General features: G+C 67.1%; 18 protein-coding genes. 7 read left to right on the top strand and 11 right to left on the bottom strand.

From position 1 onward, the window contains the following. Positions 1-3 precede the first annotated feature (3 nt). The 4 genes from xdhB to EV662_RS17445 all read right to left on the bottom strand — a co-directional run bounded on the left by xdhB (position 4) and on the right by EV662_RS17445 (position 5876). Entirely contained in the window at positions 4-2307 is a 2304-nt protein-coding gene (xdhB, locus tag EV662_RS17460; RefSeq protein WP_132465512.1) for a xanthine dehydrogenase molybdopterin binding subunit, read from the bottom strand. Then, positions 2304-3752, bottom strand: a complete 1449-nt coding sequence (gene xdhA, locus EV662_RS17455; protein ID WP_132465509.1) for a xanthine dehydrogenase small subunit — start codon at positions 3750-3752, stop codon at positions 2304-2306. Before xdhA ends, xdhB begins: the two co-directional genes overlap by 4 nt. Positions 3753-3899: 147 nt before the next feature. Next, on the bottom strand, positions 3900-5546 hold the full coding sequence (gene groL, locus EV662_RS17450) for a chaperonin GroEL (protein ID WP_132465506.1): 1647 nt from the start codon (positions 5544-5546) through the stop codon (positions 3900-3902). A gap of 42 nt (positions 5547-5588) precedes the next feature. Further along, entirely contained in the window at positions 5589-5876 is a 288-nt protein-coding gene (locus EV662_RS17445; protein ID WP_132465500.1) for a co-chaperone GroES, read from the bottom strand. 250 nt (positions 5877-6126) lie between these two features. On the opposite strand from EV662_RS17445, the gene EV662_RS17440 reads away from it, so the two are divergent. From EV662_RS17440 to EV662_RS17415, 6 genes are all read left to right on the top strand, one after another. Next, entirely contained in the window at positions 6127-7047 is a 921-nt protein-coding gene (locus tag EV662_RS17440; protein ID WP_132465497.1) for a manganese-dependent inorganic pyrophosphatase, read from the top strand. A gap of 56 nt (positions 7048-7103) precedes the next feature. Then, positions 7104-7973, top strand: coding sequence for a TIGR01459 family HAD-type hydrolase (locus EV662_RS17435; RefSeq protein ID WP_132465494.1), 870 nt, complete (start codon positions 7104-7106; stop codon positions 7971-7973). A 132-nt stretch (positions 7974-8105) separates the two neighbouring features. Next, positions 8106-8549, top strand: coding sequence for a MaoC family dehydratase (locus tag EV662_RS17430; RefSeq protein WP_132465491.1), 444 nt, complete (start codon positions 8106-8108; stop codon positions 8547-8549). A 32-nt stretch (positions 8550-8581) separates the two neighbouring features. Further along, positions 8582-9541, top strand: coding sequence for a bifunctional riboflavin kinase/FAD synthetase (locus EV662_RS17425; RefSeq protein WP_132465489.1), 960 nt, complete (start codon positions 8582-8584; stop codon positions 9539-9541). 4 nt (positions 9542-9545) lie between these two features. Further along, positions 9546-10016, top strand: coding sequence for a YcgN family cysteine cluster protein (locus EV662_RS17420; RefSeq protein WP_132465486.1), 471 nt, complete (start codon positions 9546-9548; stop codon positions 10014-10016). A gap of 4 nt (positions 10017-10020) precedes the next feature. Then, complete coding sequence (locus EV662_RS17415) at positions 10021-11106, top strand: threonine aldolase family protein (protein ID WP_132465483.1); 1086 nt, start codon at positions 10021-10023, stop codon at positions 11104-11106. Between the two features lie 161 nt (positions 11107-11267). Here EV662_RS17415 and EV662_RS17410 read toward each other — a convergent pair whose 3' ends face one another. Continuing rightward, positions 11268-11867, bottom strand: coding sequence for a 2-hydroxychromene-2-carboxylate isomerase (locus tag EV662_RS17410; protein WP_132465480.1), 600 nt, complete (start codon positions 11865-11867; stop codon positions 11268-11270). Positions 11868-11971: 104 nt separating this feature from the next. Between EV662_RS17410 and EV662_RS17405 the strand changes: the two genes are divergently transcribed. Continuing rightward, positions 11972-12997 (top strand): ribose-phosphate pyrophosphokinase, encoded by a 1026-nt coding sequence (locus EV662_RS17405; RefSeq protein WP_132465478.1) that lies wholly within the window; start codon positions 11972-11974, stop codon positions 12995-12997. 55 nt (positions 12998-13052) lie between these two features. On the opposite strand, the gene EV662_RS17400 is transcribed toward EV662_RS17405, so the two are convergent. The 6 genes from EV662_RS17400 to EV662_RS17375 form a co-directional block, all read right to left on the bottom strand. Beyond that, positions 13053-13403 carry an H-type lectin domain-containing protein gene (locus EV662_RS17400; protein WP_132465475.1) on the bottom strand — a complete coding sequence of 117 codons (351 nt, stop codon included), beginning with the start codon at positions 13401-13403 and terminating at the stop codon, positions 13053-13055. Positions 13404-13557: 154 nt separating this feature from the next. Then, complete coding sequence (locus EV662_RS17395) at positions 13558-13968, bottom strand: F0F1 ATP synthase subunit epsilon (protein ID WP_132465472.1); 411 nt, start codon at positions 13966-13968, stop codon at positions 13558-13560. Between the two features lie 56 nt (positions 13969-14024). Then, on the bottom strand, positions 14025-15449 hold the full coding sequence (gene atpD / locus EV662_RS17390) for a F0F1 ATP synthase subunit beta (RefSeq protein WP_132465469.1): 1425 nt from the start codon (positions 15447-15449) through the stop codon (positions 14025-14027). 18 nt (positions 15450-15467) lie between these two features. After that, complete coding sequence (locus EV662_RS17385) at positions 15468-16337, bottom strand: F0F1 ATP synthase subunit gamma (RefSeq protein WP_132465466.1); 870 nt, start codon at positions 16335-16337, stop codon at positions 15468-15470. A 20-nt stretch (positions 16338-16357) separates the two neighbouring features. Next, positions 16358-17896: a F0F1 ATP synthase subunit alpha gene (gene atpA, locus EV662_RS17380; protein ID WP_132465464.1), complete on the bottom strand. Its 1539-nt coding sequence runs from the start codon at positions 17894-17896 to the stop codon at positions 16358-16360. Continuing rightward, positions 17897-18457 (bottom strand): F0F1 ATP synthase subunit delta, encoded by a 561-nt coding sequence (locus tag EV662_RS17375; protein WP_132465461.1) that lies wholly within the window; start codon positions 18455-18457, stop codon positions 17897-17899. Between the last annotated feature and the right edge of the window lie 83 nt (positions 18458-18540).

Raw genomic sequence — 18540 nt, 5'->3', positions numbered from 1 at the left:
CGCCTAGACCCCGCGCAGCCGGTCCACGGCCATCAGCACCCGTTCGGGCGTGGCGGGCGCGTCAAGGCGCGGGCATTCGCGGTAGTCCGCCACGCTCGCCACCGCCATCGAGATCGCCTCCAGCACCGAAATGGCCAGCATGAAGGGCGACTCGCCCACCGCCTTGGACCGCTTGATCGTCCTCTCGCGGTTCTCGGACCAGTCGGCCAGCGCCACGTTGAACACCCGCGGCACGTCCGAGGCCAGCGGGATCTTGTAGGTCGACGGCGCATGGGTGCGCAGCCGCCCCTCGTCGTCCCACCAAAGCTCCTCGGTGGTCAGCCACCCCATCCCCTGGATAAAGCCCCCCTCGACCTGGCCCAGGTCCAGCGCCGGGTTCAGCGACCGGCCCACGTCGTGCAGGATATCCACCCGGTCGACCCGGTATTCCCCGGTCAGCGTATCCACCGACACCTCGGAACAGGCCGCGCCATAGGCGAAGTAATAGAACGGGTGCCCCCGCCCCGCCGCCCGGTCCCAGTGGATTTTCGGCGTCTTGTAGAACCCCGCCGCCGACAGGTGCACCCGCGCCATATAGGCCTCGTGTACCAGCCGGTCGAAGGGCACGGCCTCGCCCCCGATCCGCACCTCGTTCGGGGCGAAACGCACATCTTCGGGCGCCACCCCCCGGCTTTCGGCGGCGAACGCCACCAGCCGCGCCTTGATCTGCTCGCAGGCATCCAGCGCCGCCATCCCGTTCAGGTCCGACCCCGAAGAGGCCGCCGTGGCCGACGTGTTCGGCACCTTCTCGGTCGTGGTCTTCGTGATCCGGATGCGCCCGATATCCACCTGGAACGCGTCGGCCACCACCTGCGCCACCTTGGTGTTCAGCCCCTGCCCCATCTCGGTGCCGCCATGGTTCAGGTGGATCGACCCGTCCTTGTAGACATGGATCAAGGCGCCCGCCTGGTTGTACCAGGTCGCGGTGAAGGAAATCCCGAACTTCACCGGCGTCAACGCGATGCCCTTGCGGATCACGCCGCCCCGCGCGTTGTGGTCCAGCACCGCGGCCCGTCGCGCGGCATAGTCCGCGCTGGCCTCCAGCTCGTCGACCAGCCGGCCCACGATATTGTCCTCGACCCGCTGGTGATAGGGCGTCAGGTCGCGCCCCTCGCGGTAGAAATTCGCGCGCCGGATCTCCAGCGGATCGCGGCCCAGCGCATAGGCGATCTCCTCGATCATCCGCTCGGCCGCCACCATCCCCTGCGGGCCGCCGAAGCCGCGAAAGGCCGTGTTCGACACGGTATTGGTCTTGATCGGCCGCGAGCGCAGCCGCACCGCCGGGTAGAAATAGGCGTTGTCGGCGTGGAACAGCGCGCGGTCCGTCACCGGCCCCGACAGGTCCGCCGAGAACCCGCACCGCGCGGTCACGGTCGCATCCACCGCGTGGATCACCCCGTCATCCCCGAACCCCACCTCGTAATCCACCACGACGTCGTGCCGCTTGCCGGTGGCGATCATGTCCTGGTCGCGGTCGGGGCGGATCTTGACCGGGCGGTTCCAGCGTTTCGCGGCCATCGCCGCGACCACGCAGAACAGGTTCATCTGGGTTTCCTTGCCGCCGAACCCGCCCCCCATCCGCCGCACGTTCACCACCACGGCACTGGCCGGCACGCCCAGCACCTGCGCCACCATCTGCTGCACCTCGGTCGGGTGCTGGGTCGAGGCGTGCACCGTCACCTCGTCATCTTCGCCCGGGATGGCAAAGGCGATCTGGCCCTCCAGGTACATGTGGTCCTGCCCGCCCACCGCCATCCGCCCCGCGATCCGGCGCGGCGCGGCGGCCATCGCGGGGGCCACATCGCCGCGTTCCAGTTTCAGGGGCGGGGTCACGTCCGGATAACCCGCCGCCAGCGCCTGTTCGATGCTGACCGCGGCGGGCAGCGGCTCGACCTCCACCCGCGCCAACGTGGCCGCCCGGCGCGCGGCGTCACGGCTCTCGGCGATCACGGCGAAAATCGGCTGGCCGTGGAACTCCACCACCGTCTCGGGAAAAACCGGCTCGTCGCCCGTGCCTGCGGGGCTGATGTCGTTCAGCCCCGGAATATCCCCCGCCCCCAACACGCCCACCACACCCGGCGCGGCGGCGACCTCCGACAGGTCCAGCCCCCTCAGCCGCCCATGGGCCACCTGCGCCAGCCCCAGATAGCCGTGAAGCGTGCCCGCCGGTTCGGGGATATCGTCGGTATAGTCTGCCCGGCCGGTGACGTGTTTTACCGCCGAGTCATGCGCCAGATCGCGGTGCACCGCCCCCTTGATCCCGGTCATACCCCTGCCTCCGCCTGCTCCAGCCAGAACCGGCGGAACAGGTTCTGCGCGACCCGCATGCGATAGGCGGCCGAGGCGCGCCAGTCGCTCAGCGGCGTGAAATCGCGCGGCAATTCCCCGGCCGCCGCGATCAGCGTGGCCTCGGCCCAGGGCCGCCCCACCAGCGCCGCCTCGGCCCGGGCGGCCCGTTTCGGCACCCCCGCCATGCCGCCGAAGGCCAGCCGCGCGGCGGTGATCGTGCCGCCCTCGACCGTCACGGCGAACCCCGCCGCGACCGCGGAAATATCCTCGTCGCGGCGCTTCGACACCTTGTAGGCCGCGTGCCGCGCCCCCGGCGCCGCCAGCGGCACGCGCAGGCTTTCCACGAACTCGCCCGGCGCGCGGTCCTGCTTGCCGTAGTCCAGGAAAAACGCCTCCAGCGGCAGCACCCGCCGCGCATCGCCCCGCCGCAACACCACCTCGGCCCCCAGCGCGATCAGCGCGGGCGGCGTGTCCCCGATGGGCGAGCCGTTGGCGATGTTGCCCCCCACCGTGCCCATCGCGCGCACCTGCGGCCCGCCGATGCGGTTCCAGTAATCGCCCAGGTGCGGGAAGGCCGCGACCAGCGCCGGGGCCGCCTCGGCATAGCTGGCGCCCGCCCCGATCTCCAGCGCGCCCCCGGCCAATTCCACCCGCCGCAGCCCGTCCAGATGCCCGATGAAGATCGCCGGCCCGATCCGTTTCAGCCCCTTGGTCACCCAAAGCCCCACATCGGTCGCGCCCGCGACCACCGTCGCCTGCGGTTCCGCCGCGAACAGGGCGGCAAAATCGTCCACGTCCGCGGGCAGGATCGCCCGGCTGTCGCCCCGGGCGACCTCCACCCGGCGCCCGTCGCGCAGCGCGGCAAGCCGCGCCGCCACCCCGGCCCGGCCCGCCACCAGCGGATCGTCGCCCGGGTCGCCGAAGTCCCGCGCGGATTTCGCAGCACGCAGGATCGGCGCATAGCCGGTGCAGCGGCACAGGTTGCCCTGCAACGCGGTCTCGATCTGCGCGTCGTCGGGCGCGGGCGTCTCCAGCCACAGCGCGGCCAGCGCCATCACGATGCCCGGCGTGCAGAACCCGCACTGGCTGGCGTGATGGGCGACCATCGCTCGCTGCACCGGGTGCAGCCCGTGCGCGCCCAGGTGTTCCACCGTCACCACGTGGCAGCCATCCAGGCTGGCCAGCAGGCGGATGCAGGCATTCACCGGCTCGTACACCAGGTCCCCGCCCGCCAGCCGCCCCACCAGCACCGTGCAGGCCCCGCAATCGCCCTCGGCGCAGCCCTCCTTGGTGCCGGTCAGCCGCCGCCGCAGGCGCAGGAAATCCAGCAGCGTGTCCTCGGCGCCGACCTCGGCCACCCGTTGCTCATCGTCATTCAGAAGGAACCGGATTTCCCGGCGGTGGTCCGTCGCGCATGTCTCCATGCCGCCACTCTACGCAGCGCCCGGCCCGGCGCAAACAGAACCCGCGCGGCGCCAGGCCACCCGGACCGAATTGCCCATCCGGCAGGCAAAAGAAAAAGGGGCCGCGCAACCGCGGCCCCTTCCGATAATGGGTCCCGAAGGATCGGCTTACATCATGCCGCCCATGCCGCCCATGTCGGGCATGCCGGCACCGGCGCCGCCCTGGCCTTTCGGCTCGGGCTTGTCGGCCACCATCGCTTCGGTGGTGATCAGCAGACCGGCGACCGAGGCCGCGTCTTCCAGCGCGGTGCGGGTCACCTTGGCCGGGTCGATCACGCCGAACTTGAACAGGTCGCCGTATTCTTCGGTCTGCGCGTTGAAACCGAAGTTCTTGTCGTCGCTTTCGCGGATCTTGCCCGCGACCACGGCGCCGTCGACACCGGCGTTCTCGGCGATCTGGCGCAGCGGGGCTTCCAGGGCCTTGCGCACGATGGCGATCCCGGCGTTCTGGTCCTCGTTGGCACCGGTCAGGCCGTCAAGCGCCTTGCCGCTTTGCACCAGGGCGACGCCGCCGCCGACCACGATGCCTTCCTGCACGGCCGCGCGGGTCGCGTTCAGGGCGTCGTCGACGCGGTCCTTGCGCTCTTTCACTTCGACCTCGGTCATGCCGCCGACGCGGATGACGGCAACGCCACCGGCCAGTTTCGCGACACGTTCCTGCAGCTTTTCACGGTCGTAGTCGGACGAGGTTTCCTCGATCTGCTGACGGATCTGGGCGACGCGCGCCTCGATCTCGGCCTTGTCGCCGGCGCCGTCGATGATCGTGGTGTCGTCCTTCTTGATCAGCACCTTCTTGGCCGAGCCGAGCATGTCGAGCGTGACATTCTCCAGCTTCATGCCCAGGTCTTCGCTGATCACCTGGCCGCCGGTCAGGATCGCGATGTCCTGCAGCATGGCCTTGCGGCGATCGCCGAAGCCCGGCGCCTTGACGGCGGCGATCTTCAGGCCACCGCGCAGCTTGTTGACCACCAGGGTCGCCAGCGCCTCGCCCTCGACGTCCTCGGCGATGATCAGCAGCGGCTTCTGCGACTGGATCACCGATTCCAGCAGCGGCACCATCGGCTGCAGCGACGACAGTTTCTTCTCGTGCAGCAGGATCAGGCAGTCTTCCAGTTCCGCGACCATCTTGTCGGGGTTGGTCACGAAGTAGGGCGACAGGTAGCCGCGGTCGAACTGCATCCCTTCGACGACCTCGACCTCGGTCTCCATGCCCTTGTTCTCTTCGACGGTGATGACGCCGTCATTGCCGACCTTCTGCATGGCGTCGGCGATCATGCGGCCGATATTGGCCTCGCCGTTGGCCGAGATGGTGCCGACCTGGGCGACTTCGTCGCTGTCGTTGACCGGGCGCGCGGCGGCCTTGATCGCCTCGACCACGCTGTTGCAGGCCAGGTCGATGCCGCGCTTCAGGTCCATCGGGTTCATGCCGGCGGCGACCGACTTCATGCCTTCGCGCACGATGGCCTGGGCCAGAACGGTGGCGGTAGTGGTGCCGTCGCCGGCCTCGTCATTGGTGCGCGAGGCGACTTCTTTCACCATCTGCGCGCCCATGTTCTCGAACTTGTCTTCCAGTTCGATTTCCTTGGCGACGGTCACGCCGTCCTTGGTGATGCGCGGCGCGCCGAACGATTTCTCGATCACCACGTTGCGGCCCTTGGGGCCCAGGGTGACCTTGACCGCATCGGCGAGGATGTTCACGCCTTTCAGCATGCGGTTGCGGGCATCGGTGCTGAACTTGACGTCCTTGGAAGCCATTTCGATTGCTCCTGGTTATCCGGTTGAATGTGGTGCGACGGCTCAGGCGATGACGCCGAGGATGTCGCTTTCCTTCATGATCAGCAGCTCTTCGCCGTCGATCGTCACCTCGGTGCCCGACCACTTGCCGAAGAGAATACGGTCGCCTTCCTTGACCGCCATCGCGATCAGTTCGCCCGAATCCTTGCGGGCGCCTTCACCGCAAGCGATCACCTCGCCCTCGGCCGGTTTTTCCTTGGCGCTGTCGGGGATGATCAGACCGCCCTTGGTCTTTTCGTCGCCTTCGACCCGGCGGACCAGAACACGGTCGTGCAGAGGTTTGAATGCCATCTTTGAACGCTCCTTGGTTCAGGGTGTGAACTGTTGTCACTCGCACCCGTCGAGTGCTAACGGACGCTGAGGTAGGCAAGACGCCGCAGCCTGTCAAGCACTGGCAAGCCGAAAAATTTCACGGCCGGGACCCGCGCGCCCGAACGCCGCCCGGCGTCACGAAAGCTTCGCCCGCCGCCCCCGTGACAAGCCCCGCGCCCCTGCCTATAAGGGCGCCCGACCCACCCACCAGACAACCGGACCCAATCCCATGACGATCAAGGTTCTCGGCCACAAGGCCCCCGACACCGATTCCACCGGCTCGCCCCTCATCTGGGCGTGGTATCTTTCCGAGATCGAAGGCAAGGCGGCCCAGCCCGTCCTGCTGGGCGAACCCAACACCGAGGCGAAATTCGTGCTGCAACGCTGGGGCTTCGACCAGCCCGAGATTGTCGCCGATGTCGCCCCCGGCCAGGACGTCGTGGTGGTCGACACCAACAACCCCGCCGAACTGCCCGCCCGGATCAACGAGGCCAACGTGCTGGCCCTGATCGACCACCACATGCTGGTCGGCGGGCTGAAAACGCGCGCGCCGATCGACATCACCGTGCGCCCCGTGGCCTGCACCGCCACCATCATGCATGACCTGATGGGCGAGAACGCGGCGAAGATGCCGGAAAACATCAAGGGCGCGATGCTGTCCTGCATCCTGTCCGACACGCTGGAATTCCGCTCGCCCACCACAACGCCCGTCGACCGCGCGCTGGCCGAGAAACTGGCCGCCGACCTCGGCATCTCGATCCCCGATTACGCGGCCGAGATGTTCGCGGCGAAATCCGACGTGTCGGCCTTTTCCGACGCGGAACTGCTGCGGATGGATTCCAAGGAATACGAGGTCGCGGGCAAGAAACTGCGCGTTTCGGTCCTGGAAACGACCTCGCCCGCGACGGTGCTGGACCGCAAGGCCAGCCTGATGGAGTCGATGAAGACCGTGGCCGCCGAAGACGGCGCCGACCAGGTGCTGCTTTTCGTTGTCGACATCCTGCGCGAAGAGGCGACGCTCCTGGTGCCGAACGACCTGGTCAAGGCGCTGGCCGAGAAAAGCTTTGCCGCCAAGGTCGAGGGCGACACCGTCGTCCTGCCCGGCATCGTCAGCCGGAAAAAGCAGATCCTGCCGAACCTGCAGCTCTGATCCCTTTCCGGGGCGCCCGCACCGGGCGCCCCTTTTTCGCTCAAGGACGTCCCCCCATGACCCAGATCATCGACCGTCTCGACGAGGTGTCGGACCGCTACCGCGCGTTGTTCGTCGATCTGTGGGGGTGCCTGCATAACGGGCACAAGGCGTTCCCCGACGCGGTCGCCGCGCTGCAGCGCTACAAGGCGGGGGGCGGCGCGGTGGTGCTGCTGACCAACGCGCCAAGGCATCGCAAGGCGGTCGAGGGGCAGTTGGCGCAACTGAACGTGCCGACCGATTGCTGGGACACCATCGCCACCTCGGGCGACGCGGCGCGGGCGGCGATGTTCCGGGGCGCCGTGGGGCAAAAGATCTGGTTCGTGGGAATCGAGTTCGACCTGACCTTCTTCGACCCGATCCGCATCGTCGAAGACCCCGTCGATATCGAACGCGTGCCGCTGGAGCAGGCCGAGGGCATCGTCTGCACCGGCCCCTTCGACGCCCATGCCGACCCGGCCGACCTGCGCCCGCAACTGCTTTACGCCAAGCAGAAGGGCCTGAAACTTCTCTGCGCCAATCCCGATATCGTCGTGGACCGCGGCGAGACGCGCGAATGGTGCGCGGGCGCGGTGGCGCGGCTGTATACCGAGATGGGCGGCGAAAGCCTGTATTTCGGCAAGCCCCAGCCCGCGATCTACGATCTTGCCCGCCAGCGGCTGGCCCAGGTGGCCGACGTGCCCGACCACCAGATCCTGTGCATCGGCGACGGCATCGCCACCGACATTCGCGGCGCGCTGGGCGAAGACCTCGATTCGCTGTTCATCACCGGCGGGCTGGCCGCCGGGGAAACGAAAACCACCCGCGCCCCCGACCCCGACGCGCTGAACGCCTATCTCGCCCGCGAAATGGCCAGCCCCACCTACGCCATGGGCTTTCTGCGCTAGGCCGCACCAGTGCGGCACGCAAGAAAGTTGCGACATTCGCGCCGGGCGTAACAATATATTACTCTTCCCCGTTGCAGGCTGGGGCGCGCTTCGCTATGCTGCGCTGCAACATCACGGTCCGGGAGCCGGGGAATGCTCGACAACATGCCACTCGGAACGATCTGTATCGAAGACCTCGAGGTCGGCATGGTCCGCCATCTCCGCAAGGAGGTGACCGACCGCGACATCGAACTGTTCGCCGAGGTCTCGACCGACCGCAACCCCGTCCACCTGGACGACGATTACGCCATGGACACCATCTTCGAGGGCCGCATCGCCCACGGGATGCTGACCGCCGGCCTGATCTCGGCGGTGATCGGCGAACAGCTGCCCGGCCACGGCACGATCTACCTGGGCCAAAGCCTGAAATTCCTCGCCCCCGTCCGCCCCGGCGATGTCGTCCTGGCCGAGGTCGAGGTGATGGAAATCGACTATGGCAAGCGCCGGGTCCGGCTCGACACCCGCTGCCTGGTCGACGGCAAGCCGGTGCTCAAGGGCGAGGCCACCGTGCTGGCGCCGACCAAGAAATTCGATTGACGCCGCCCGGTCCCCGGTGCAATCGGGGGCCGATGCAGACCTTCACCACATGGGCCGGCGCCCCCCATGGCGAACGGGGCGCGGTTGCCGCGATCGGCAATTTCGACGGCGTGCACCTGGGTCACCGCACGGTGATCGAGATCGCCCGGAAACAAGCCACCGCCCACGGCGTGCCGCTGGGCGTGTTGACCTTCGAACCCCACCCGCGCCAGCACTTCGCCCCCGACGCGCCCCCCTTCCGCCTGATGAACGCCGAGGCCCGGTCGAACCGGCTGGCCAAGCTGCAGATCGACCACCTGTACGAGTTGCCCTTCGACGCGAAACTGGCCGCCCTCTCGCCCGAGGCCTTCGCCCGCGAGGTCCTGCACGAAGGCCTTGGCCTCGCCCATGTCGTCGTCGGGCAGGATTTCTGCTTCGGCAAGGGGCGCAAGGGCAACGTAGCCGACCTCAAACGCTTCGGCGACGAGCTGGGCTTTGGCGTGACGGCGGTGGAATTGTTGTCCAACGAGGGCGGCGCGGTCTCCTCGACCGCCATTCGCGACGCGCTGACCGATGGCCGCCCGCGCGACGCCGCCGCCATGCTGGGCCACTGGCACCGGATCGAGGGCGCGGTGCTGCACGGCGATTCGCGCGGCCACGCGCTGGGCTATCCGACGGCGAACATGTCGATCCACAACCTGCACCGCCCCCGCTTCGGCGTCTATGCCGTGCGCGTCGACGTGCTGTCGGGCCCGCACAAGGGCACCTATGACGGCGCCGCCTCGATCGGGGTCCGCCCGATGTTCGGGGAAAACGTGCCCAATTGCGAAAGCTTCCTGTTCGACTTCAAGGGCGATCTCTACGGCACGCACCTGTCGGTCGCGCTGGTGGAATTCCTGCGCGACGAGGCGAAATACGACAGCCTGAACGAGCTGGTCGCCCAGATCGACCGCGACTGCGCCCGCGCCCGCGAAATCCTGGCGAACGAACCGCCCCTGCCCTGGCGGCCCTAGGGCGATGAAGGACCCGATCGACCGCACCGGCCTGCGCCCCCGTTTCTGGGAACGCGTGCCCCTGAAAAAGATGACCCCCAAGGAGTGGGAGGCGCTCTGCGACGGCTGCGGCAAGTGCTGTTTGAACAAGCTGGAGGATGCCGATACCGGCGAGGTGGTGTTCACCCGCATCGCCTGCCGCCTGCTGGACGACGACACCTGCCGCTGCGCCAATTACGAGGTGCGCAAATCCATCGTGCCCGAATGCGTCGTCCTCAAACCCTCGAACATCGCCGAGATCGCCTATTGGATGCCCGCCACCTGCGCCTATCGTCGGCTGTGGGAGGGCAAGCCGCTGTTCGACTGGCACCCGCTGGTCTCGGGCGATCCCGAAACCGTGCACCGGGCGGGCGTCTCGGTAAGGGGATGGACATTGCCCGAATTCGATATTCCCGTCGAAGAGTGGGAAGACCACGTCATCGAAGAGGAGCTATAGGCCCATGCATTTCGCCTCGGACAACACCTCGCCCGTGCCCCCTCAGGTCCTTGAGGCGCTGATCGAGGCCAACCACGGCTACGCCATGCCCTATGGCAACGACGTGGCCACGACCGACCTGCGCGACACCATCCGCGCCACCTTCGAGGCGCCCGAGGCCGAGGTCTACCTTGTCGCCACCGGCACCGCGGCGAACGCGCTGGCGCTGGCCTGCCTCTGCCCGCCCTGGGCCACCGTCTATTGCCACCGCAACGCCCATGTCGAAGAGGACGAATGCGGCGCGCCCGAATTCTATACCGGCGGGGCCAAGCTGACGCTGCTGGACGGGGCGGATGCCAAGATCGACCCTGCCGCGCTGGACCGCGCCATCGGCTTTACCGCGCGGGCGGGCGTGCACAACGTGCAGCGCGGCGCGGTCTCGATCACCAACGCGACCGAGGCGGGCGCGGTCTATTCCCCCGCCGAGGTCGCCGCGATCGCCGCCGTGGCCCGTGCCGCGGGCCTGCCCGTGCACATGGACGGCGCGCGCTTTGCCAATGCGGTGGTCGCCGCCGGCTGCACGCCGGCCGAGATGACGTGGAAGGCCGGGGTCGACGTGCTGACCTTCGGCGGCACCAAGAACGGGCTGATGGGGGTCGAGGCGGTGGTGCTGTTCGACCCCGCCCGCGCCTGGGAATTCGAGCTGCGGCGCAAGCGCGGCGGCCACCTGTTTTCCAAGCACCGCTACCTGACCGCGCAGATGGCGGCCTATCTCGACGACGACCTGTGGCTGAAGCTGGCCGAACGCGCCAACGCCGCCGCCGCGCGGTTGTCGGCCGGGCTGGCCGCGATCCCCGGCGCCTCTCTGCTGCACCCTACCCAGGCAAATGCCGTCTTCGCCGCCTGGCCGCGCGAAGGCCACCGCCGCGCGCAAAAGGCCGGCGCGCAATACTACCTCTGGCCGATGGACCAGTCTTTGGAGGGTGCGGGCGACGTGCCCTTGTCCGCCCGGCTGGTCTGTTCCTGGTGCACCACCGATGACGAGGTCGACGCCTTCCTCGCGCTGATCGACGGCGGCCCCGAACCCGACCCGGTGCACGTCCCCGGCTGACCCGTTCCGCCCCGCAGGTTTCCCCGCCCCGGCGCCCCGCGCCGGGGCGTTTTCGTTCGCGCGGCGGCGCGGTCGCCCGCCCGAAACCTCATACAAGAGTCATATGGAATTCATATGCGATTCATATGGAAATCATATCGCCGATTCCGGGCCTTTTCGGCCTACAGCTCGCCCGCCAGGTGCAGGTCCAGGTCCTCCAGCCGGTCCTGCCCCCAGAACCGTTCATCGCCATCCGTGATATAGAACGGCGCGCCGAACACCCCGCGCGCGGCCGCCTCCTCCAGGTTCTTCGCATAGGTCTCGGCCCCTGCCAGCAACCCCTTGTCCGCCAAGGCGGAATCGAACCCGGCGGCGGCCAGGCAGTCGCGGATCACCGCATCTTCGGCCACGTCCTTCTCCTCGGCCCAGCAGGCCCGCATCAGCCCGTGCACCAACCCGCCCAGGTCGCCGCCCCCGGCCTGTTGGGCGGCGATGATCGCATAGGCCGCCGGCGCCGCGTTCGTCGGAAAATGCCGTGGTTTCAGGGTGATAGGCATTCCCCGCTTCGCCGCCTGCCGGCGGATTTCCTGCAGCCGATAGGCCTGCCGCCCCTCTGGCCGTTCGAACGGCGGCACCCCGCCCGTGCGCGCGAACAGCGCCATCACATCCACCGGCTTGTAGGTGATCCCCGCCCCATGCCGCGCCGCGATCTCCTCCAGCCGTGTGCCCGCGAGATAGGAGAACGGCGAAATCACGGTAAAGAAATAATCGATATGGGCCATCCTGACGCCTCTCCCATCCGCTAGGTTTTCAAGACCGTAACCGGGTGATAAGCGCTGTCAACGTCACGCGACCGTCACGAATCCTGCGCCCGAGGACCCACCCCATGCACAATATCCACGAACCCAAACTGATCTCGGGCAATGCGAACCGCCCCCTCGCCTCTGCCATCGCCCGGCGGATGTCGATGCACCGAGGCGTCAATGTCAGCCTGGTGGACGCCCGCGTCGAACGCTTCAACGATGCCGAAATCTTCGTCGAGGTCTACGAGAACGTCCGCGGCGAGGACATGTTCATCATCCAGCCGACATCGAACCCGGCGAACGACAACCTGATGGAATTGATGATCATGTCGGATGCGCTGCGCCGGTCCAGCGCGGCGCGCATCACCGCCGTGATCCCCTATTTCGGCTATGCCCGCCAGGACCGCCGCACCAAGGCCCGCACGCCGATTTCCGCGAAGCTGGTGGCCAACCTGCTGACCGAGGCGGGGATCGAGCGGGTGCTGACGATGGACCTGCACGCCGCACAGATCCAGGGCTTTTTCGACATCCCCGTGGACAACCTTTATGCCTCGCCGATCTTCGCGCTCGACATCGCGCATGAATTCAACGGGTTGGGCGAAAAGATCACCGTGGTCTCGCCCGACGTGGGCGGCGTGGCGCGCGCCCGCGAACTGGCCCAGCGGATCGGCGCGGGGCTGGCCATCGTCGACAAGCGCCGCTCGCGCCCCGGCGAAGTCGCCGAGATGACCGTGATCGGCGAGGTCGAGGGCCAGATCTGCTTTATCGTCGACGACCTTTGCGACACCGCCGGCACCCTGTGCAAGGCGGCCGACAAGCTGATCGAAGGCGGCGCCGAAGAGGTGCACGCCTATATCAGCCACGGCGTCTTTTCCGGCCCGGCGGTCGAACGGATCAGCGGGTCGAAGCTGAAATCGGTGGTGGTGACCGACTCGATCCAGCCGACCGAGCCCGTCGCGGCCTGTCCGAACATCCGCATCGTCCCCACCGCACCCCTGTTCGCGCAGGCGATCATGAACATCTGGCAGGGCACCTCGGTTTCCTCCCTGTTCGAGCATGAAACGCTGGCCCCGATCTACGAGGGGCTTTACGCCCCGAACGCGCGCTAGGGATACGGGCGGGGAAAGGCCCGTCGCCCTGGCCACGCCAAGGCGACACCCGCCCCTAGTACAGGTCCCATTCCTCCGGGTCGCGCGCCGGGCCCAGCGCCATCCAGTCGGCGCGAATGCGGGCCACGCGCGTGTCGGCCCAGGTGCGGAACACCAGGTCGAACCCTTCGGGGGTGATGGTCTCTGCCGAGATATCGGCGCGCTGGTTGGTCTTCTGGTCGAGGTCCCACATCGTGATTCCGACCGTCACCGCGGGCAGGCCGCGGAACGCCTCGGCAAAGCGGATGGTGCGCCGAACCTCGCGCGGGCCGGTGCCGGTCCACATCACACCGTCGGTCTCGAAATCCGAGAACAACACCACGCTGCCCTGGTCGATCCCCAGCAGTCTGCTTTCGATCTTCTTCATCGCTCCGGGGCGTCGGTTTCGCCCGTTCATTCCAGCCCGCTCCTGCGTAACCCGGCACGGTTAACAGGATGCAAAGACCGACGGCTTTCGCCCCGCGGAACGGCAAAGGCCCCGCGCGCGGCGGGGCCTTTGAAACAGCTGAATGGCGGGCCGCTCAGCCCTGGGGTTCAAAGCCCATATGGGTGCCCATCGCCACCATGTCGGCCAACATCTTGGCCGAGGCGTCGACGACATCGGGATGCGCCTCCTTGTGGGCGGCGCGGGCCTCGGCAACCATCTCGTTGATCATCTCGCGCGTCACTTCCTCGACCGGGTGCGAGCGTTCGGCCAGAACCGTGGCGCTGTCGGCGGTGATCTCGGCGAAACCGCCGGTGACGATGTATTTCTGGCTGCCCTTCTCGGTTAACACCTCGAGCACACCGGGGCGCAGCGTGGTGATCATCGGGGTATGCTGGGGCATCGCGGTGAGGTCGCCCTCGAAGCCCGGGATCACCACCTGCGTCGCCTTTTCCGAGGCCACGCGGCGTTCCGGCGCCACAAGGTCGAATTGCATCGTATCGGCCATTTTGCCTCCTTGGGAAACCGACGCCGGACGGGTGCCGCCCGGCGCCTACGCCGTCATCAGGCCGCTTCGGCCGCCATCTTCTCGGCCTTGGCTTTCACTTCCTCGATGTCGCCGACCATGTAGAAGGCGGCCTCGGGCAGGTGATCGTATTCGCCGGCGACCACGGCCTTGAAGGACGCGATGGTCTTTTCAAGCGGCACCTGGATGCCGTCCGAACCGGTGAACACCTTGGCCACGTCGAAGGGCTGCGACAGGAAGCGCTGGATCTTGCGGGCGCGCGACACGGTCAGCTTGTCCTCTTCGGACAGTTCGTCCATGCCGAGGATCGCGATGATGTCCTGCAACGACTTGTAGCGCTGAAGGATACCCTGGACGTCGCGGGCCACCTGGTAGTGCTCTTCACCGACGATCGACGGATCGAGGATCCGCGAGGTCGAGTCGAGCGGGTCCACGGCCGGGTAGATGCCGAGTTCCGAGATCGCGCGCGACAGCACGGTGGTGGCGTCGAGGTGGGCGAACGAGGTGGCGGGCGCCGGGTCGGTAAGGTCGTCCGCGGGCACGTAGATCGCCTGCACCGAGGTGATCGAGCCGGCCTTGGTCGAGGTGATGCGTTCCTGCAGCGCGCCCATGTCGGTGGCCAGCGTCGGCTGGTAGCCCACCGCCGAGGGGATGCGGCCCAGAAGCGCCGACACCTCGGAACCCGCCTGGGTGAAGCGGAAGATGTTGTCGACGAAGAACAGCACGTCGGTGCCGGACTGGTCGCGGAACTGCTCGGCCAGCGTCAGGCCGGTCAGCGCGACGCGGGCACGGGCCCCCGGCGGTTCGTTCATCTGGCCGTAGACCAGCGCCACCTTGGATTCCGACAGGTTGTCGATCTTGATGACCTCGGATTCCATCATCTCGTGGTAAAGGTCGTTGCCCTCGCGGGTCCGTTCCCCAACGCCGGCGAACACGGAATAGCCCGAGTGCACCTTGGCGATGTTGTTGATCAGTTCCATGATCAGAACGGTCTTGCCCACGCCGGCGCCGCCGAACAGGCCGACCTTGCCGCCCTTGGAATAGGGCGCCAGCAGGTCGATGACCTTGATGCCGGTCACGAGGATTTCCGACGACGTCGCCTGTTCGGCGAATTCGGGGGCTTCCTGGTGGATGGCGCGTTTTTCGTTGGCTTCGACGGGGCCCTTCTCGTCGATCGGCTCGCCGATCACGTTCAGGATGCGGCCCAGCGTGGCGTCGCCCACGGGCACCGAGATCGGGCCGCCGGTGTCGGACACGGGCGCGCCGCGCACCAGGCCTTCGGTGGCGTCCATCGCGATGGTGCGAACGGTGTTCTCGCCAAGGTGCTGGGCAACCTCGAGGACCAGACGCTTGCCGTTGTTTTCGGTTTCGAGCGCGTTCAGGATCGCGGGCAGGTGGCCGTCGAACTGCACGTCGACGACGGCGCCGATCACCTGGGTGACTTTGCCTGTGGGATTGGCCATTGCGTTTCTCCGGTTCGTCTAGAGCGCCTCGGCGCCCGAAATGATTTCGATGAGTTCCTTGGTGATCGCGGCCTGACGCGAGCGGTTGTACTCGATGGTCAGCCTGTCGATCATGTCGCCGGCGTTGCGGGTCGCGTTGTCCATGGCGGACATCCGCGCGCCCTGCTCCGAGGCGCCGTTTTCAAGGAGCGCGGTGAAGATCTGGGTGGCCACGCCGCGCGGCAGCAGCTCGGCCGTGATCTCGCCCTCGGTCGGCTCGTAGGTGTAGACCGTCGAGGTTTCCTCGGGCGCGTCGAATTCGGCCGGGATGATCTGCTGGGCCGTCGGCTCCTGGCTGATCACCGACTTGAACCGGCTGAAAAAGATCGTCGCGACGTCGAATTCCCCCGCATCGAAGCGGCCGATGATGCCCTGGGCGATCTCGCGCGCGTTGGCATAGCCGATGCGCTTGACCTCGGACAGGTCGACATGGCCGACGAACAGGTCGCCAAATTCCCGCTTGAGCTGCTCGCGGCCCTTGCGGCCGACGGTCAGGATCTTGACTGTCTTGCCCTGCCCCTGCAGCGCGGTGATCTTCGAACGGGCGAGGCGCACGATCGACGAGTTGAAGGCACCGCACAGGCCACGTTCGGCGGTCATCACGACCAGAAGGTGCACGTCCTGCTTGCCCGTACCGACCAGCAGCCGGGGCGCGTTGGCGGCGCCGGTGGACGAGGCCGCAAGCCCCGCCATCACCTTTTCCATCTGCGCGGCATAGGGGCGCGCGTTCTCCGCGGCCTCCTGGGCGCGGCGAAGCTTGGCCGCCGCGACCATCTGCATGGCCTTCGTGATCTTCCGCGTGTTCTTGACGCTTCCGATCCGGTTCTTGAGATCCTTGAGGCTGGGCATCTATCCGATCCTGACCTGGCTCAGGCGAAGTTCTTGGCGAATTCGTCGAGCGCGGCCTTGATCTTGTCTTCCAGCTCGCCCTTCACCTTGCGATCGTTGTTGGTGATGTCGTCGAGAAGCTCGCGGTGCTTGTTGCGCAGGAAGGTCAGCAGGTCCGCCTCGAAGCGGCCGACATCCTTGACCGCGATCTTGTCGAGATAGCCGTTGGTGCCCGCGAAGATGACGCAGACGATTTCCGCGTTGGTCAGCGGCGAGTACTGCGGCTGTTTCATCAGTTCGGTCAGGCGCGCGCCGCGGTTCAGCAGGCGCTGGGTCGAGGCGTCGAGGTCCGAACCGAACTGGGCGAAGGCCGCCATCTCGCGGTACTGGGCCAGCGACAGCTTGACCGGGCCGGCAACCGAGGACATCGCCTTGGTCTGGGCCGACGAGCCCACCCGCGACACCGACAGACCGGTGTTCACGGCGGGGCGGATGCCCTGGTAGAACAGGTCCGTTTCCAGGAAGATCTGGCCGTCGGTGATCGAGATCACGTTGGTCGGGATGTAGGCCGACACGTCGCCCGCCTGGGTTTCGATGATCGGCAGCGCCGTCAGCGAGCCCGAGCCGTGATCCTCGTTCAGCTTGGCCGAACGTTCCAGCAGGCGGGAGTGCAGGTAGAACACGTCGCCCGGGTAGGCTTCGCGCCCCGGCGGGCGGCGCAGCAGCAGCGACATCTGGCGATAGGCGACGGCCTGTTTCGACAGGTCGTCATAGATCATCAGCGCGTGACGGCCGTTGTCGCGGAAATATTCGCCCATCGCGGTCGCGGTGTAGGGGGCGAGATACTGCATCGGCGCGGGGTCGGACGCGGTCGCGGCCACGACGATCGAGTAGGCCATCGCGCCGGTTTCTTCCAGCTTCTTCACCAGCTGGGCGACGGTCGAGCGTTTTTGCCCGACAGCGACGTAGACGCAGTAAAGCTTCTTCGACTCGTCATCGCCCGCGGCCTCGTTGTAGGATTTCTGGTTCAGGATCGTGTCGAGCGCCACGGCGGTCTTGCCGGTCTGGCGGTCGCCGATGATCAGTTCCCGCTGACCACGGCCGATTGGGATCATGGCGTCCACCGATTTCAGGCCGGTCGCCATCGGTTCATGCACCGATTTGCGGGGAATGATGCCCGGCGCCTTGACGTCGGCCACGCGGCGTTCGGCGGCCTCGATCGGGCCCTTGCCGTCGATCGGGTTGCCAAGTGCGTCGACCACGCGGCCCAGCATGCCGTCACCGACCGGCACGTCCACGATGGCGTTGGTGCGCTTGACGACATCGCCTTCCTTGATGTCCCGGTCCGAGCCGAAGATCACGATACCGACGTTGTCGACCTCGAGGTTCAGCGCCATGCCGCGGACACCGCCGGGGAATTCGACCATCTCGCCGGCCTGGCAGTTGTCGAGGCCGTGAACCCGGGCAATCCCGTCGCCGACCGACAACACGCGGCCCACCTCTGCAACCTCTGCCTCCTGGCCGAAGTTCTTGATCTGCTCCTTGAGGATCGCAGAGATCTCAGCTGCTTGGATACCCATTTATCCGACCTCTTTCATGGTGTTCTGGAGTGCATTGAGCCGCGCGCGGATCGAGGTGTCGATCATCTTCGAGCCCAGTTTGACGACGAGTCCGCCGATGAGGCTTTCATCGACGGTGGCATTCAATTTCACGTCCTTGCCGGCATTGGCCTTGAGCGCGGCGGCAAGCTTGGCTTTCTGTGCGTCCGACAAGGGCTTGGCCGACACGACTTCGGCACTGATCTCGCCCTTGTGCTCGGCGATCAGCGCGCGCAGCTGGGCGATCAGCTGCGGCAGCGCGAACAGCCGCCGCTTGGAGGCCATCAGCCGCATCGTGTTCGCCGTCATCGCGCCGATCTGCATTTTCGGCGCAAGCGCCGCGATCGCGTTCGACTGCGCCTCGCGCGAGTAGAGCGGCGAGGCGACGAGATCGCGGAAATCGGCACTTCCCTGCAGCGCGGCGTCGACGGTGTCGACATCGGCCTCGAGGGCCGCGACGGCATTGGCTTCCTTGGCGATCTCGAACAGAGCGGTGGCGTATCGCGCGGCGATGCCGGACGAAATCGAGGCTGGTTCGGACACGTCAACCCTTCCGATATCTATGGCCCCCGTAAGCGCCGCGGGACGCGGGTCAGGGGCAGATCAAGCGGCGCACCCGGACGGGC

This window comes from Rhodovulum marinum (assembly GCF_004343075.1).
Taxonomy (GTDB): domain Bacteria; phylum Pseudomonadota; class Alphaproteobacteria; order Rhodobacterales; family Rhodobacteraceae; genus Rhodovulum; species Rhodovulum marinum.
Note: the sequence above shows the minus strand (reverse complement) of the source record. Positions and strands in the feature narration are given on the sequence as shown.